The following is a 14,136-nucleotide window of genomic DNA, read 5'->3' on the forward strand; positions in this document are numbered from 1 at the left end:
ATTGGCGTACGTCAAAAAAATCGTGCTAGAATTGCAAGTTCTGCGGAGACGTGGCCGAGTGGTTGAAGGTACTCCCCTGCTAAGGGAGCATGTGGCTTAAAACTGCATCGAGGGTTCGAATCCCTCCGTCTCCGCCAAAAGCATCATGAGAAAAGCCCTGCTAATGCAGGGCTTTTCTCATGATGCTTTTTTGTTTCTTGCGATTAGATTCGGTCTTATGCACTAACACGACTGCGTTCGTGCTCGACTATCCTTCTTCTCATGACGAAACCTTCGCAACCCGTTGATCATCTTCCCTTGGCTGACGGCCATACCGTACCTGTCTATCGTTGGGTGCCCAATCGTCCCAACGCCTCAAATTTTGGCGATGAGCTCGGACCGATGATCGTGCGTGCCTTGCTGGCGCAGCATGGGAAACACCATCTTCAGGTTATCGATGCGCCCGCGGCAGGACGTTCCAAACTATTGTCGGTCGGTTCAATCATTCACAACGCGCGCAAAGGCGATGTGATCTGGGGCGCGGGCATCAATGGCAAGGTCTGGCCCATACACGTGAACGGCAAAATCGGCATTGTCGCCACCGCGGTGCGTGGACCGCTGACACGAGAGGTCCTCAAGACACGCGGGATCACATGTCCCGAAGTCTATGGCGACCCTGGCCTATTGTTTCCTCGCCTGTTTGCTGCCGAGCTCGAGCAGGCCATCGAAAAGCGCCGCAGTGCCGGCCCCACTGGGGGCATTGTGTACATTCCGAACTTGAACGATGAGCGCCTCATGTCGACGGGGCATCTCGCCCTGACTGCCGATATTCGCAGCGTGAGTCCGGGAATGACACCCTGGGATGTGGCGGCAGAGATCGCCGTCGCGGATCTCGTACTGGCGAGTTCACTTCACGGCATTGTCCTGGCCGAGGCGCTCGGCACGCCGGTCCGCCCGATTGCGAGCCTGTTTGAGCCGGCATTCAAGTACATGGATTATTTCCTGGGCACAGGCAGGCCGTCTGCGGCGTTTTCGACTTCCATTCCGCAAGCGCTGCAATCTCCCGATCTGCCTGCTCCAGTCTTTGATGCAGACGCGCTGATGACCGCTTTTCCGCTGGCAATGCTGGATCTGGCTTAGCGTTCAGTCTTCTGAGTCAGTTTGCACCGCGGTTCCCTGACGGCGGGAAAGCGTGCTTGCTCCCCCGAGCATCACGCTGGCATGCTCAATGGCTTTGAATTCAGATAGCTTGCGTTAGATAAACCGCCTCCCGTCCAACGATGGGCAATCGCGTAGGCATGAAAATCGTGCATTCATCGCAGGGCGAATGAATAGGTTCAGTGCCGTTCATCGCGATCAATTCGCCCTTGTCAAAGGTCTCAAATCCGATAACGGGGCGAGTGAAACTAAAATCCTCTGACTTTACGACGTGCGTTTCCAATAAGCGATACCGTCGCGGCACAGGCGGAGGTGGTGCATCTGGGCGAGCCTCGATCAATCCCAGATGGGTGAGAAACCGCAGCGATACATCGGTAGCCAGCTCGGCGGCTGCGCGGGAGAAATGCTGGCCGCATTCGACTACCAACGAGCCGCCATTTGTTGCGGTTGGATCACCGTGGCGACCGTAGCCGATCACGGGTGTGCCCGGGAATTTGGCTGGAGACATCACCAGGTGCACGATCGGCGCACCCACTGCCGAGGCCAACGCCGTATTGCGGTCTGCCTCGTTATAAACCCAGAACGGCTGCACGGGCGTGCTTGTTGAATGGATATCGAGGACGAAATCAGCAGCATCCAGCACCGGGCGCAACTCGCGCGCGCGACGAACCTCGGGGCTGCCATCGTCCGCATCCAACATATTCGCCGTCCAGATGCGGTTCAAATTGTGAACCAGCTGCCGGTTGGCATAGGGGTCTTCGATATCGAAGGCCTCGTAGGCCTCGATATGTGCAAAGCTGATCGTCAGTGTGCCGATTTTTGGCCGGATATGGTTATCCAGCAGGTGCGTCGCGGCCACCATGCCGCAGATCTCGTTGCCATGAGTAATGGCGTTGATCAACACGTGCGGGCCAGGCTGGCCAGACTCAAACCGGTGAACGTAGGGAATGCCTATGTTGCCTTCCCGATAAGCGGACAGATCGCGCGGCAATATTTCCAAGGGCGGATCGGCAGGGGCGAGCGTGGAGATATTCAACTAGGGCTCCAAGAAAACACCGGCATTCAAGTGATGTCGGGGAGAGCGGAGCTCCTCGGTGCCAAGGCTGCGGGATTGCTCTGCTCTCGGGCTGCGGGTGAATTGATTCTACTCAATGCGGGGCGAGGTGACGAAACCTGCAGGCACCATACAAGGGTTTTCTCGTTATAGGGGGAGAGCTTGAGTGCCGGCTAGGCAATTAGTTGGGCCACATGAGAAGGAAGGGTGAAATACCTTTAAGGTATAGATGTGATCCATAAAGTATTGGACGTTGAAAGTGCGCGGATCTTATAAAGCAGGCTGTGACTCAACTCCACAGCCTCAAAAATGTCCGTAGCAACAATCGAACGCGTCGAAACATCTCTGGTGGATCTGCCTACCATCAGGCCGCATAAGCTGTCGGTGGCCACAATGTATGGCCAGACCTTGATGTTAGTGAAAATCTACTGCAGTGATGGCGTCGTGGGCGTTGGCGAAGGCACGACCATTGCCGGTATGGCCTACGGCCCCGAAAGCCCGGAAGCCATGAAACTGTCCATCGATACCTATTTTGCGCCTGCCATGATAGGCCAGGACGCCTCGTGCATTCAGGCGTTGATGGCGCATTTGGGAAAACTGGTCAAGGTCAATCACTTTGCCAAGAGTGCATTGGAGACGGCTTTGCTCGATGCTCAAGGCAAGCGCCTGGGCGTGCCTGTCAGCGAACTGCTCGGCGGCCGGCGCCGTGACCGTCTGCCCGTCGCATGGACATTGGCGTCGGGCGATACGGCGCGCGATATCGCCGAAGCCGAGGAGATGCTCGATAGACGCCGTCATCGGATTTTCAAATTGAAGATTGGCGCGAAGGCCCCCGACGTCGATATCAAACACGTTGCCGAGATCAAAAAGGTATTAGGCGATCGCGGCTCGGTGCGTGTGGACGTCAACATGGCCTGGAGCGAAACGCAGGCCAGCTGGGCCATTCCGGCGTTGGCCGATGCAGGTTGCGAATTGGTGGAGCAGCCCGTCGCCAGCGTTGCTGCCCTGGCGCGTTTGATGCGCCGTTTTCCCGTTGCCTTGATGGCCGATGAGGTCTTGCAAGGGCCAGAAAGCGCTTTTGAGATTGCCAAACAACATGGCGCGGATGTCTTTGCCATCAAGATCGAGCAGAACGGCGGCTTGTTTGCCGCTCAACGGGTAGCCGCCATTGCGGATGCGGCCGGCATCGAACTGTATGGCGGCACCATGCTGGAAGGCGCGGTCAGCACCATTGCTTCGGCGCATCTATTTGCCAGTTTTGCCCATCTGCAATGGGGCACCGAGCTGTTCGGCCCATTGCTCATTACCGAAGAAATTTTGACCCAACCTTTGGACTATAGCGATTTCGCGTTGACGGTTCCTCGTGGTCCCGGCTTGGGGATAGCGCTGGATGAAGCGAAGATAAAGCGGTTCACGCGTGACGGACTGACCAAGATCACTGATACGCAGCACTGAACGGACATCCGTTCACGCTGACTGATTATTTATTGGAGAGACAGAACCATGAGTGCAGACGTATTCAACACCAAAGAAGTCCAGGATCTGCTGACTGCGGCAACGAATATTGCAGGTCAAGACGGCAATGCCCGTTTTAAGCAGGTGCTGCATCGCCTGTTGAGCGATTTGTTCAAGGCCATCGACGACCTGGACATCACTCCTGATGAGGTCTGGGCGGGGGTGAACTACATCAACCAGCTCGGGCGTGATGGCGAAGCCGCCCTGCTGGCAGCGGGTCTGGGTCTGGAAAAATACCTCGATATCCGCATGGACCATGCAGACAAGCAGGCCGGTATCGAGGGCGGCACGCCCCGCACCATCGAAGGACCGTTGTACGTGGCAGGCGCGCCGGTACGCGACGGGATGTCAAAAATCGACCTCGATCCTGATCAGGACGCAGGCCCGCTTGTGATTCGCGGCGTAGTGACGGACACGGACGGCAAGCCCCTCGCAGACGCGATCGTCGAATGCTGGCATGCCAATTCGAAAGGTTTTTACTCGCACTTCGATCCGACGGGTGCGCAAACCGAATTCAACCTGCGCGGCGCAGTCAAGACCGGGGCAGATGGCCAATATGAGTTCCGTACCCTGATGCCCGTAGGCTACGGCTGTCCGCCGCAGGGGGCGACGCAGCAGCTGCTGGATGAAATCGGCCGGCATGGCAATCGTCCTGCACACGTGCACTTCTTTGTCAGTGCCGACGGCCATCGCAAACTGACCACACAGTTCAACATCGAGGGCGATCCCTTGATTTGGGACGACTTTGCTTATGCGACGCGCGAAGAACTGATTCCTCCTGTCGTGGAGAAAACTGGTGGCGCAGCGCTGGGCTTGAAAGATAACGCGTACAAGGAAATCGAATTCAACTTTGCGTTGACCAACCTCGTGCAGGGTCAGGACAACCAGCTTGTTCATCGCCTGCGCGCAGCCGTTACGGCATAAACCCGTCCGACGGCAACCTCACTACATTACATCCATAACACTCGCGCATATTGCGCGAGGAGACACTCATGGCCGCAACGCTTTCCATTCCCGCCCTGATAGATCAGGAGCGAGTCAGCGCCTTTCAATGGCGCGTGCTGATCCTCTGCTTTCTCATCGCTTTGTTCGATGGTTTTGATACGCAGGCGATGGCATTCACTGGGCCCGCTATCCTGGCCGCCTTTAATCTGCAGTCCGGGGAGCTCGCTCCGATTCTGACGGCGGGCATTGTGGGTATGGCTATCGGCGCGATGTCGCTGGGGCTGATCGGCGATCGTATCGGCCGCCGTCCTGCCGCCATGCTCGGTGTTGCGGTCTTTGCGATTGCGACTCTCTTGACTGCCGCGGCGACTGAAACATGGCACATTCTGGCCTTGCGCTTTATTGCCGGCCTGGGAATGGGGGGGTGTACGCCTATCGTGTTGGCGCTGGCGGCCGAATATGTGCCGGCCCGTCTGCGTGGGACCGTGATTACCGGTGTGCTGTTGGGGTTGCCCGCAGGCGCCATGTTGGGTGGCTTGTTGGCTGCCCGCATGCTGCCCGTCATTGGTTGGGAAGGCATTTTCATTGTGGGCGGTGTCGCGCCGCTGATCTTGCTGGTGGCGCTGGTGGCGCTATTGCCTGAGTCGCTGCAGTTCAAGGCAATGCGTGGCGATGCTGCCGGGCAGGATTATGTGGGCCGCATTCTGGCGAAAATCACAAGGCAACCTTTGGTGTCCGGCGCCAAGTTTTCCGTGCCGGAAGACGCCAAGGTCCGCGCCAGCGTCAAGGCGCTGTTCTCGAACGGCTACGCACGCAAGACACTGGCCATCTGGACGGTATATCTGCTGAACTGGGTGGCATGGTTCATGTTGCTGTCGTGGTTGCCCACCGTGCTGAAGGCGGCGGGATTGCCGGCGGACCAGGCCCCCATGGGCACGTTTGCCGTGAACCTGGTGTTTATCATTTGCGCGATTCCGTTGTCGGCGGTGATGCCGCGCGTATCGACCCGCTCGCTGCTGATTGTGTTGTTCGTCCTGGGTATCGTGGTCGCCTTGGGCCTGGGTTACGCGGGAACGAACTGGACGCTGGTTTTCATCCTGGTGGGTGCTGCCGGTCTCGGTATCGGAGGCCAGCAATTGGCGCTGAACTATCTCGTCATCGGTGCTTATCCTACGGCGCTGCGCGCCACTGCAACAGGCTGGTCCATCGGTATTGGCCGTGCGGGGGCCATCATCGGCTCGGCAATCGGCGGCAGTATCCTGACGTTGCTCGGCCCGTCTGGCTTTTTCATGGCGCTGGCTATTCCCTTGTTGGGCGCGTTGCTGGCGGTGTTGGCCGTAGAGATCAAATCGCCGGAGCCGGCAGCCGGCAACCTGTCGAGTGCGCACTGAGGTAGAGAGGATTCCTATGAATCGTTTTGAAAAACAGATAGCCCTCGTCACCGGCGCTGCGCAAGGGGTGGGCCGTGCTGCGGCCAAACGCTTGGCCGCAGAAGGGGCCACGCTGGTCCTGGTGGACCGCGCGGTCGAGCAAGGCCTGTCGGTCGTCGAGGAAATTTGTGCGCAAGGCGGGCAGGCGTCGTTCATCGACGCCGATCTGGAAACGCATGCCGGCGCACAGCGGATGGTGCAGTATGCGTTGGACACTCACGGCCGCATCGACGTGTCGGTGCATAACGTCGGTGGCACTATCTGGATGAAACCGTTCTGGGAATACACCCCCGAGCAGATGCAACGGGAGATCAATCGCTCGTTGTGGCCGACGCTATGGTCTTGCCGAGAGGTTATTCCTGTCATGCGCAAACAGGGCCGTGGCGCGATCGTCAACGTAGGGTCCAATGCGACACGAGGCATCTACCGCGTGCCGTATTCGGCTTCTAAAGGCGGCGTGCATGCAGCAACTGTATGTATGGCGTTGGAACTGGCTGGCAGCGGCGTGCGGGTGAACTGCGTTTCGCCGGGTGCCCTGGATAACGGCGTGCGAGCCATTCCGCGTAATACTGAGCAGCCCTCCGATCAGGACCTGGCCTGGACTCGCGAGATGTACGAAGACTGCCTGGCAGGAACGCCGATGCATCGCGTGGGAACGGCGGACGAGGTGGCTGCCGCTATTTGCTTTATGGCAGCGCCAGAGGCGTCCTACATTACGGGTCAAGTGATGTACGTCGCAGGCGGGCATCAGGGCTGATGCGCGAGCGCTCGCGCGCTGGTGCGCGTGCGACGTCGGAACATCACTCGTACCGCGTATGGCCGGCAGGTGGTGCACGATAGCGCGCCGCCTGCTAGCGCGACACGCGCGCCAAAGAAAAGCCATCCCATCCTTTGATCCCCACCGTCTGGATCGCAGTCGATGTCAACCGCAGATCGTGGCCTAATGTTTCTAGAAAACGGCGAGCGCCCAGGACATCAGGCTGGTCGGCAGCTTCAGGATCGGCGATACGTCCGCCACGGACGATGTTGTCGCCCACAATGATGGTGCCATCGCGAGCCAGGCGCAACGCCAGCTCCAGATAGCGCGGATTGTCGGCCTTGTCGGCATCGAGAAAAATCATGTCAAAGGGCTCAATATCCGAAACCGCCCACTGCTGCAGAATGTCGCGTGCATCGCCCACGACGATTTCTGTGCAGTCTGCGAGCCCGGTGGCAACCAGATTGGCGCGCGCCACATCGGCATAGGCCGCATTGCGCTCCAGTGAGATCAGCTTGCCCGATGGAGGCAAGGCGCGGGCCAGCCAGATCGTGCTATAGCCGCCGAGCGTGCCGATTTCCAGGATGCGCCTGGCTTGGACCATCTGTGCAAAAATTTGCAGTAAACGGCCTTGATTCGGCGCTACATCATGAGGTGGCAATCCAGCTTCGCGAGCGCAGTTTAGCGCATGTTCCAGGGCTGGGTCATTGAGGTGCAATACCTCTTCAAAATAATTGTCTACAGTATTCCAGAGTGCTTGTTTCATGACGGTCTGCTTGCCAGCAATGAGTGAGAATGTCTGAAATCGTACGCACTCGTCCGGCCTGCGGATATCGAATTATTCTTTGCAGTACGTCAGTTTTTCTCACATACTCGGAGGATGAGATCGCTTCCTCCTTTATCGGCCCTGAAGGTCTTTGAGGCCATTGCCCGCACCGGCTCGGTGACAGCCGCCGCCGGCGAGCTGCATCGTACGCACGGTGCGGTGAGCCGTCAGCTGCGGATGTTGCAAGAGCACGCAGGGATCGCGCTATTTGATAAACAAGGCAATGGTTTGCGCCTGAACGCCCATGGTGCTGAGCTATATGCTCTGATCCGCCCCTTGTTCGATCAACTGGAAACAGGTTACGAGGGCCTATTGCGCCGTGCCCGTCATCCCGGCCTGCATGTGGCGTGCAGCGCGACGTTCGCCATGCGCTGGCTGGTGCCGCATCTGCCGGATTTTTACCGCCAGCATCCCGATATACGCATTCGGCTGTCCATGACGTCGGCGCGCGAGCTGCGCAGCGAGGGTGCGGATCTGCTGATTGCCTGGGATCTCAGCAGCACGGCCTATTCGCAGGCCGATCTGGCCGCAGCGGTACCACTGGCCCCGGTGGCGTTCGGCCCGGTACACGCGCCAGGCCGCAAGGGCGCGCGCAAACCCACGGTCCGCATCGCCCACGATTTCACCACCAGCGCCTGGACTCAGTGGCACCGATTGTCTGGACGAGACCTGAAACTGACGAGCGAGATCACGTTTCCCCATACGCACCTGTGTATTGAGGCGGCGGTGTCGCGTTTGGGGGTGGCCCTGGTCGAGCAGCGGCTGGTGCGCCAGGAGCTGGACGACGCGGCATTGGTCGCCCCATACGGTTTTGTGACCTTTCTGGAACCGTTGATGGCTTTGCCGGCCCAGGGGCGAGCACTCGGCTCAGAGGCGAGCGTGTTCATGGACTGGTTGCGCGCCGCGTTGTGACTGTTGTGTTGCGCAGTCATTGAAAAACGTGCTATAGTCTTTTTCTTGCAGCGCCCGTAGCTCAGTTGGATAGAGTACTTGGCTACGAACCAAGGGGTCGTGGGTTCGAATCCTGCCGGGCGCGCCAAATTTAAAAAGGGTCTCCATTGCGGAGACCCTTTTTTCTTTGCGCAGAGTCTGGGCTTGGGATTGAGCCAACCCCGTTTCGCTGACTCCCTTGCGCCAGCCCCCGTCGTTTCAGACATCTAGTATGGGGGCAAATCCACCGAAAATCATGCGCATGCCGTCGAACGGCATCGTGTCGCCCATGCCTTTCATGCGCGGGTCGCTCATCATTTTTTCATTGGCCGCATCGCGTACTTCTTTAGACGGATATTCGAACCACGAAAACACGACGACTTCGTCGTCTTTGGCCATGACGGCTTTGCGAAAGTCGGTGAGTTTGCCATCGGGGACATCGTCTCCCCAACATTCCACCATACGCGTGACGCCAAACTCTTTGAAAAGCGGGGCGGCCTCGGCGGCATGTTTCAGATAGGACTCTTTGTTGGCAGCGGGGACTGCCAATAGAAAACCTTCCACGTACTTCATCGTCTGCTCCTTGAGTGGGACAGGGCGAGCTCCTGTCATGAGTGAGGCGAGAATCGTTGTGAGGTGAGGGTTCGGTTTGATAGTACCGAGGTGGATATCGTAAACGCTCGATGTTGCGGCATGTAGGCTGTCGACAAACTCTTACATGTATAAAGAGGGTTTGATTAACCCCGGCGAGCCGTGATGGACAGGATTCGCCACTCCTGAGGAGCACCAGCAAGGTGGAGACGCAGGTCTATTCGGTACACGATATCTATCCACACATCCGTATTGTGATGGGGATGGTGATTGGTCTGGGTGTGACTCGATTGTTGTCGGGCGTCGCACGCATTGTCCAGCATCCCACGCAATACAGGCTGTATGCGATTCATTTGGCGTGGGTCGCGTCAGTCCTGCTGATGCTGGTTCATTTCTGGTGGTGGGAGTTCGGCCTGTATGAGGTATCGCACTGGACGTTCGGCAAGTATCTCTTCATCATCGGCTACGCCATCGTCTTGTTTCTCCTGAGTGCGTTGTTGTTTCCCGATTCGATGCACGGCTACGAGAGTTACAGGGATTTTTTCTACGCGCGCCGGGCCTGGTTTTTTGGATTGTTGGCGGCGACGTATGTATTCGATGTGGTCGATACCCTGCTAAAGGGGGAGGCGCATTTTGCGCGGTTCGGCAACGAGTACATGATTCGTACGCCGATTTTCGTCATTGCCTGCCTGCTGGCAATTGTCGTGAAGAGTCCCCGCTATCACGCGAGTCTGGTGGTGCTGACGTTGGTGTACCAGGTATGGTGGATTCTCAGGTTGTTTGACACGCTCGAGTGAGTGGCATGCGGAGCTGGCATTTGCCAGCCAGCTCCGGGCCCATCAGATCGCAGCGTGGTCTGATCCTGTGTTTTTCCCGGTCAGAGTCAAGCCAGCACGGGGTAGTCGATATATCCTTTGGCGCTGCCGCCATAGAACGTCGTATTGTCCGGCGTGTTCAGCGCCGCGCCTTCGCGCAGGCGGCGTACCAGGTCGGGATTGGCGATGAACGGCTTGCCAAAGGCGATCAGGTCCGCCTGCCCCGATTCGACAACGTCTTCCGCGAGTTTGCCGTCGTATCCATTATTGGCCATCCAGGCGGCTTGGCCGCCGGCTTGTTCATATGTCTGGCGCAGCGCCGCGTAATCAAACGGTGCATCGCCCTGTTGGAACTGGCGGTCGCCGCCGGTGGCGCCTTCGATGACGTGCACGTAGGCCAGTTTGTAGCCAGCCAGAATGCGCACGACGTGGTCGAACAGCGGCTGCGGGTTGGGATCGCTGGCGTCGTTGGCGGGCGTGACGGGAGAAATACGGATGCCGGTGCGGCCGGCGCCGATTTCCTCGGTGATCGCCTGGACGACCTGGCTGAGCAAGCGGGCGCGGTTTTCGATGCTGCCGCCGTACTCGTCAGTACGCAGGTTGCTGCCGCTGCGCAGGAATTGATCCAGCAGGTAGCCGTTGGCGGCATGGATTTCCACACCGTCAAAGCCGGCCTCGATCGCTGCGCGGGCTGCGCGGCGGTAGTCTTCGACAATGCCCGGCAGTTCGCTCAGTTCCAGGGCGCGCGGCTCAGAGGTCGGGACGAATTCGCCCGTGCCGTCATCGTGCACCAGATAGGTTTTGGATTTGGCTTGTACGGCCGAAGGGGCGACGGGCGCGCCGTGGTTCGGCTGCAGCACGTTGTGCGAAATACGGCCTACGTGCCACAACTGCACGACAATTTTGCCGCCTGCTTGATGGACGGAGTCCGTGACGCGTTTCCAGCCGGCGATCTGTTCGGCCGAGTAGAGGCCGGGGACCTGCGCGTAGCCTTGGCCCTGATGGGTGATCGCAGTGGCTTCGGTGATGATGAGGCCGGCGGTGGCGCGCTGCGTGTAATACGTCACCATGTCAGCGGTCGGGACGGCGCCGGGCGCGCGGTTGCGGGTGAGGGGCGCCATGGCGATGCGATTGGACAGTTGCAGGTCGCCAGCGGCGATGGGGTCGAAAAGAGTAGGCATGGTTCGGGTCGTGTAATGAGTGGCGGGGTGAGGGAAGTCGTACGTCAATAGGGGCGAGGGCCCTAAAGGTCCTGGCCTAGTTCACGTAAAAAGGCCGAGATCGTGTCCTCGTTGCGTTTGTAGAAAATCCACTGGCCGATGCGGCGCGTCGTAACCAGGTCGGCGCGCTGCAAAACAGCCAGGTGCGTGGACATGGTGGATTGAGACAGCCCGCAGCGCTCGAATTGGCCCGCACATACCCCGATATCCAGGGGGTGTTCCTGGGCAGAGAAATGCTTTTCGGGCGTTTTGAGCCACTGCAGAATTTCGCGGCGCACCGGATTGGCCAGCGCTTTGATGATGAGATCAATGTCCATGTCGTATGGATTCAGTATATCGGGTTTTTTCGAATTATAAATCCGTAAATCTAGATATATCAATATGCTGAAAATTGGGGGCGGCAGATCTCCGTGCCAGGGATTCCGAATAGCGCGCTCAGGCCTCGCGCAGATAGGCTTGCGGGGGCGCACCCAGCGCCCGGCGGAACATGGCGCTGAACGCGCTGGGGCTGTGATAGCCGAGTTCGGCGGCCACGCGTGTGACTGGCTGGCCGAGCGACAGGCGATGCAAGGCATCGGCCAACCGTACCTGCTGTACCCATTGTCGATAATTCAGTCCCAGCTCCGCCTGAAACAGCCGGATCAAGGTGCGGCCGCTGGCGCCGACCTCGTCGCCCCAATCGTCCACAGTGCGGTTCAGGCTGGGTTGAGCCAGAATGGCTCGGCAGACAGTCTGCAGGCGCCGGTCTTTGGGCCAGGGGATCTGGATAGGGATCGTGGGTGCGGTTTGCAATTCGGTCAGCAGTAATGCGGCGATCTGCCCGCCCCGGCCCTCCAGCGCATATTCGATCGGCTCGGCCGCCAAGGCCAGGATCAATTCGCGCAACAGGGCGGATACTTCGATGACCTGGCAGTGTTTCGAGAGAACGTCGGCGGCGTCGGCACGCACATACAAGGTACGCATTTGCACCGTGCCCACCATCTCGATGCCATGGGTGATGCCGGGCGGCACCCACAGGGCGCGCAGCGGCGGCAGTGTCCAGAAACCGTCGGGCGTGCTGACGCGCATGGCCCCCTCGATTGCGTACACCAATTGGCCGCGCGGGTGACTGTGCGGTCCCGTGGTCGCGTTGGGCACAAAGGACTTGGCCAGGGCGGTGATCAGGCGCGGGACGTGCTGATAGTCGTCGGCGTTGCGGCTGCGGGTAGGGTCCAGTGGCGGGATGGAACGCGCGGGCATGATGACTCTGTCACTTTCGCGATAAAAATTGGCATGTTTGTGTGTTAGGGACTTTATACACTGTTTGTTTGCGGTAATCGCCCTCGCGTTTCGGGCGGGTGGACGATTTGTTGTCTGGCCCCGAAATCCCTGGTGAGCTGCCGTCCGGTCTCTGATTTCCTACGCGATTTGCTGACATCTATGACTTCTTCACAACCCGCCAATTCCGGCTCCGTCTCCGCCATGCCTGCGCCAGCGGGGGCGGGCTTGGCTGAACCTGCTTTTACCGCTGCAACGACGGGCCATGGCGTGCCGGCGTCTTCGGTACCTGCCACGCCCGTGACGCAATCTTCGACCTCGTTCAAGGTCCTGGGCGCGATCAGCGTGGCCCACATGATGAACGACATGATCCAATCGATCCTGTTGGCCATTTATCCCATGCTGAAAGATTCGTTCAATCTGAGTTTTTCGGACATCGGGTTGATCACGCTGACCTATCAGATCGCGGCATCGTTGCTGCAGCCTGGTATTGGTCTGTACACCGACAAACGACCGACGACGTATTCCCTGCCGATCGGCATGGGATTTACGCTGGTGGGGTTGTTGTTGCTGGCCTATGCCCCGTCATTGCCTTATTTGTTGGTCGCCGCGGCCCTGGTCGGAACGGGGTCATCGATATTTCACCCGGAGTCATCGCGCGTGGCGCGCATGGCATCGGGCGGGCGGCATGGTCTGGCGCAATCGTTGTTTCAAGTCGGAGGCAACGTGGGATCGGCGCTGGGGCCCTTGTTGGCCGCGCTGGTCATCATCCCTCATGGCCAGACCAGCGTCGCGTGGTTTTCCCTGGCCGCGTTGTTCGGCATGATCGTGCTGGTGGGAATAGGGCGCTGGTACGGCGCCAACCGAGCGCTGCTCAAGCCCAAGGCAAAGGCGGCTAGCGGCGGCACGACGTTGACCCGCAATCAGGTGCTGGGGGCGTTAGGCGTGCTGGGCCTGCTGATTTTCTCGAAATACTTCTACATGGCCAGCTTGAACAGCTATTTCACCTTCTATTTGATGGACAAGTTCGATATGCCCGTGCGCACGGCGCAGTTGTATTTGTTCCTGTTTCTGGCCGCTGTGGCATTCGGTACCGTGGCAGGCGGCCCAGTGGGCGACCGCATTGGCCGCAAGATTGTGATATGGGTATCCATCCTGGGGGTGGCGCCGTTCACGTTGATGTTGCCGTATGCCAATCTGTTCTGGACCGGCGTGCTCGTCGTGATCATCGGCGTGATCCTGGCCTCTGCGTTTTCCGCCATCGTCGTGTATGCCCAGGAACTGGTTCCGGGCAAGGTAGGCATGATTGCCGGGCTGTTCTTCGGATTCGCGTTCGGAATGGGGGGGCTGGGGGCTGCTGCACTGGGCTCGTTGGCGGATGCGACCAGTATTACCTACGTGTATGAGGTCTGCGCGTATTTGCCATTGCTCGGGGTGGTGGCGTTCTTGCTGCCGGATATCGAGGGCAAAAAACGGCGCGCCGCATAGCGGCTGGACAACTCAAAAATATCAGTTATAATTTCGCCTCTTTATCAGCGCCCGTAGCTCAGTTGGATAGAGTACTTGGCTACGAACCAAGGGGTCGTGGGTTCGAATCCTGCCGGGCGCGCCAAATTTAAAAAGGGTCTCCATTGCGGAGACCCTTTTTTGCTACTTGGT

14 protein-coding genes and 3 tRNA genes are annotated in these 14,136 nt (G+C 58.8%); 11 read left to right on the forward strand and 6 right to left on the reverse strand.

The genetic code is table 11. The annotated features are described in order from the left end of the window. The first annotated feature begins 44 nt into the window (after positions 1-44). Positions 45-137 (forward strand) — tRNA-Ser (locus ACYVI2_RS06950). Positions 138-261: 124 nt separating this feature from the next. Beyond that, positions 262-1,119, forward strand: a complete 858-nt coding sequence (locus ACYVI2_RS06955; protein ID WP_415821697.1) for a polysaccharide pyruvyl transferase family protein — start codon at positions 262-264, stop codon at positions 1,117-1,119. A gap of 100 nt (positions 1,120-1,219) precedes the next feature. Here ACYVI2_RS06955 and ACYVI2_RS06960 read toward each other — a convergent pair whose 3' ends face one another. Continuing rightward, a complete protein-coding gene (locus tag ACYVI2_RS06960; protein WP_415821696.1) occupies positions 1,220-2,173 on the reverse strand; it encodes a M14 family metallopeptidase in 954 nt (317 codons plus the stop codon). 327 nt (positions 2,174-2,500) lie between these two features. Between ACYVI2_RS06960 and ACYVI2_RS06965 the strand changes: the two genes are divergently transcribed. From ACYVI2_RS06965 to ACYVI2_RS06980, 4 genes are all read left to right on the forward strand, one after another. Next, on the forward strand, positions 2,501-3,646 hold the full coding sequence (locus tag ACYVI2_RS06965) for a muconate/chloromuconate family cycloisomerase (protein ID WP_415821695.1): 1,146 nt from the start codon (positions 2,501-2,503) through the stop codon (positions 3,644-3,646). 48 nt (positions 3,647-3,694) lie between these two features. Then, positions 3,695-4,630: a catechol 1,2-dioxygenase gene (gene catA, locus ACYVI2_RS06970; protein ID WP_415821694.1), complete on the forward strand. Its 936-nt coding sequence runs from the start codon at positions 3,695-3,697 to the stop codon at positions 4,628-4,630. Positions 4,631-4,698: 68 nt separating this feature from the next. Further along, a complete protein-coding gene (locus tag ACYVI2_RS06975; RefSeq protein WP_415821693.1) occupies positions 4,699-6,042 on the forward strand; it encodes an MFS transporter in 1,344 nt (447 codons plus the stop codon). A 16-nt stretch (positions 6,043-6,058) separates the two neighbouring features. Then, on the forward strand, positions 6,059-6,838 hold the full coding sequence (locus ACYVI2_RS06980) for a 1,6-dihydroxycyclohexa-2,4-diene-1-carboxylate dehydrogenase (RefSeq protein WP_415821692.1): 780 nt from the start codon (positions 6,059-6,061) through the stop codon (positions 6,836-6,838). 94 nt (positions 6,839-6,932) lie between these two features. Here the strand turns inward: ACYVI2_RS06980 and ACYVI2_RS06985 are convergent, their stop codons facing one another. Further along, a complete protein-coding gene (locus ACYVI2_RS06985) occupies positions 6,933-7,604 on the reverse strand; it encodes an O-methyltransferase (protein WP_415821691.1) in 672 nt (223 codons plus the stop codon). A gap of 114 nt (positions 7,605-7,718) precedes the next feature. On the opposite strand from ACYVI2_RS06985, the gene ACYVI2_RS06990 reads away from it, so the two are divergent. Together ACYVI2_RS06990 and ACYVI2_RS06995 are read left to right on the forward strand one after the other, a co-directional pair. Next, on the forward strand, positions 7,719-8,576 hold the full coding sequence (locus ACYVI2_RS06990; RefSeq protein WP_415821690.1) for a LysR substrate-binding domain-containing protein: 858 nt from the start codon (positions 7,719-7,721) through the stop codon (positions 8,574-8,576). Between the two features lie 50 nt (positions 8,577-8,626). Further along, positions 8,627-8,703, forward strand: a tRNA-Arg gene (locus tag ACYVI2_RS06995). Positions 8,704-8,813: 110 nt separating this feature from the next. On the opposite strand, the gene ACYVI2_RS07000 is transcribed toward ACYVI2_RS06995, so the two are convergent. Then, positions 8,814-9,167 carry a DUF1428 domain-containing protein gene (locus tag ACYVI2_RS07000; RefSeq protein ID WP_415821689.1) on the reverse strand — a complete coding sequence of 118 codons (354 nt, stop codon included), beginning with the start codon at positions 9,165-9,167 and terminating at the stop codon, positions 8,814-8,816. A 221-nt stretch (positions 9,168-9,388) separates the two neighbouring features. Here ACYVI2_RS07000 and ACYVI2_RS07005 point away from each other — a divergent pair, with 221 nt between their 5' ends. Further along, positions 9,389-9,982, forward strand: coding sequence for a hypothetical protein (locus ACYVI2_RS07005; RefSeq protein WP_415821688.1), 594 nt, complete (start codon positions 9,389-9,391; stop codon positions 9,980-9,982). 86 nt (positions 9,983-10,068) lie between these two features. Here the strand turns inward: ACYVI2_RS07005 and ACYVI2_RS07010 are convergent, their stop codons facing one another. From ACYVI2_RS07010 to ACYVI2_RS07020, 3 genes are all read right to left on the reverse strand, one after another. Then, positions 10,069-11,181 (reverse strand): alkene reductase, encoded by a 1,113-nt coding sequence (locus ACYVI2_RS07010; RefSeq protein ID WP_415821687.1) that lies wholly within the window; start codon positions 11,179-11,181, stop codon positions 10,069-10,071. Positions 11,182-11,243: 62 nt separating this feature from the next. Next, positions 11,244-11,537, reverse strand: a complete 294-nt coding sequence (locus ACYVI2_RS07015) for an ArsR/SmtB family transcription factor (RefSeq protein ID WP_415821686.1) — start codon at positions 11,535-11,537, stop codon at positions 11,244-11,246. A 118-nt stretch (positions 11,538-11,655) separates the two neighbouring features. After that, entirely contained in the window at positions 11,656-12,459 is an 804-nt protein-coding gene (locus tag ACYVI2_RS07020) for an AraC family transcriptional regulator (protein ID WP_415821685.1), read from the reverse strand. A 222-nt stretch (positions 12,460-12,681) separates the two neighbouring features. On the opposite strand from ACYVI2_RS07020, the gene ACYVI2_RS07025 reads away from it, so the two are divergent. Both ACYVI2_RS07025 and ACYVI2_RS07030 read left to right on the forward strand, forming a co-directional pair. Further along, positions 12,682-13,965 carry an MFS transporter gene (locus tag ACYVI2_RS07025; RefSeq protein WP_415821701.1) on the forward strand — a complete coding sequence of 428 codons (1,284 nt, stop codon included), beginning with the start codon at positions 12,682-12,684 and terminating at the stop codon, positions 13,963-13,965. 47 nt (positions 13,966-14,012) lie between these two features. Next, positions 14,013-14,089 (forward strand) — tRNA-Arg (locus ACYVI2_RS07030). Positions 14,090-14,136: the final 47 nt, after the last annotated feature.

This window comes from Bordetella tumbae, assembly GCF_054780995.1.

What these genes read in the sequence shown, in the direction of transcription:
- ACYVI2_RS06980 (WP_415821692.1), top strand. Translation starts at nt 6,059, where the DNA reads ATGAATCGTTTTGAAAAACAGATAGCCCTCGTCACCGGCGCTGCGCAA.
- ACYVI2_RS06965 (WP_415821695.1), top strand. Translation starts at nt 2,501, where the DNA reads ATGTCCGTAGCAACAATCGAACGCGTCGAAACATCTCTGGTGGATCTG.
- catA (WP_415821694.1), top strand. Translation starts at nt 3,695, where the DNA reads ATGAGTGCAGACGTATTCAACACCAAAGAAGTCCAGGATCTGCTGACT.
- ACYVI2_RS06985 (WP_415821691.1), bottom strand. Translation starts at nt 7,604, where the DNA reads ATGAAACAAGCACTCTGGAATACTGTAGACAATTATTTTGAAGAGGTA.
- ACYVI2_RS06975 (WP_415821693.1), top strand. Translation starts at nt 4,699, where the DNA reads ATGGCCGCAACGCTTTCCATTCCCGCCCTGATAGATCAGGAGCGAGTC.
- ACYVI2_RS07025 (WP_415821701.1), top strand. Translation starts at nt 12,682, where the DNA reads ATGCCTGCGCCAGCGGGGGCGGGCTTGGCTGAACCTGCTTTTACCGCT.
- ACYVI2_RS06990 (WP_415821690.1), top strand. Translation starts at nt 7,719, where the DNA reads ATGAGATCGCTTCCTCCTTTATCGGCCCTGAAGGTCTTTGAGGCCATT.
- ACYVI2_RS07010 (WP_415821687.1), bottom strand. Translation starts at nt 11,181, where the DNA reads ATGCCTACTCTTTTCGACCCCATCGCCGCTGGCGACCTGCAACTGTCC.
- ACYVI2_RS07015 (WP_415821686.1), bottom strand. Translation starts at nt 11,537, where the DNA reads ATGGACATTGATCTCATCATCAAAGCGCTGGCCAATCCGGTGCGCCGC.
- ACYVI2_RS06955 (WP_415821697.1), top strand. Translation starts at nt 262, where the DNA reads ATGACGAAACCTTCGCAACCCGTTGATCATCTTCCCTTGGCTGACGGC.
- ACYVI2_RS07020 (WP_415821685.1), bottom strand. Translation starts at nt 12,459, where the DNA reads ATGCCCGCGCGTTCCATCCCGCCACTGGACCCTACCCGCAGCCGCAAC.
- ACYVI2_RS07000 (WP_415821689.1), bottom strand. Translation starts at nt 9,167, where the DNA reads ATGAAGTACGTGGAAGGTTTTCTATTGGCAGTCCCCGCTGCCAACAAA.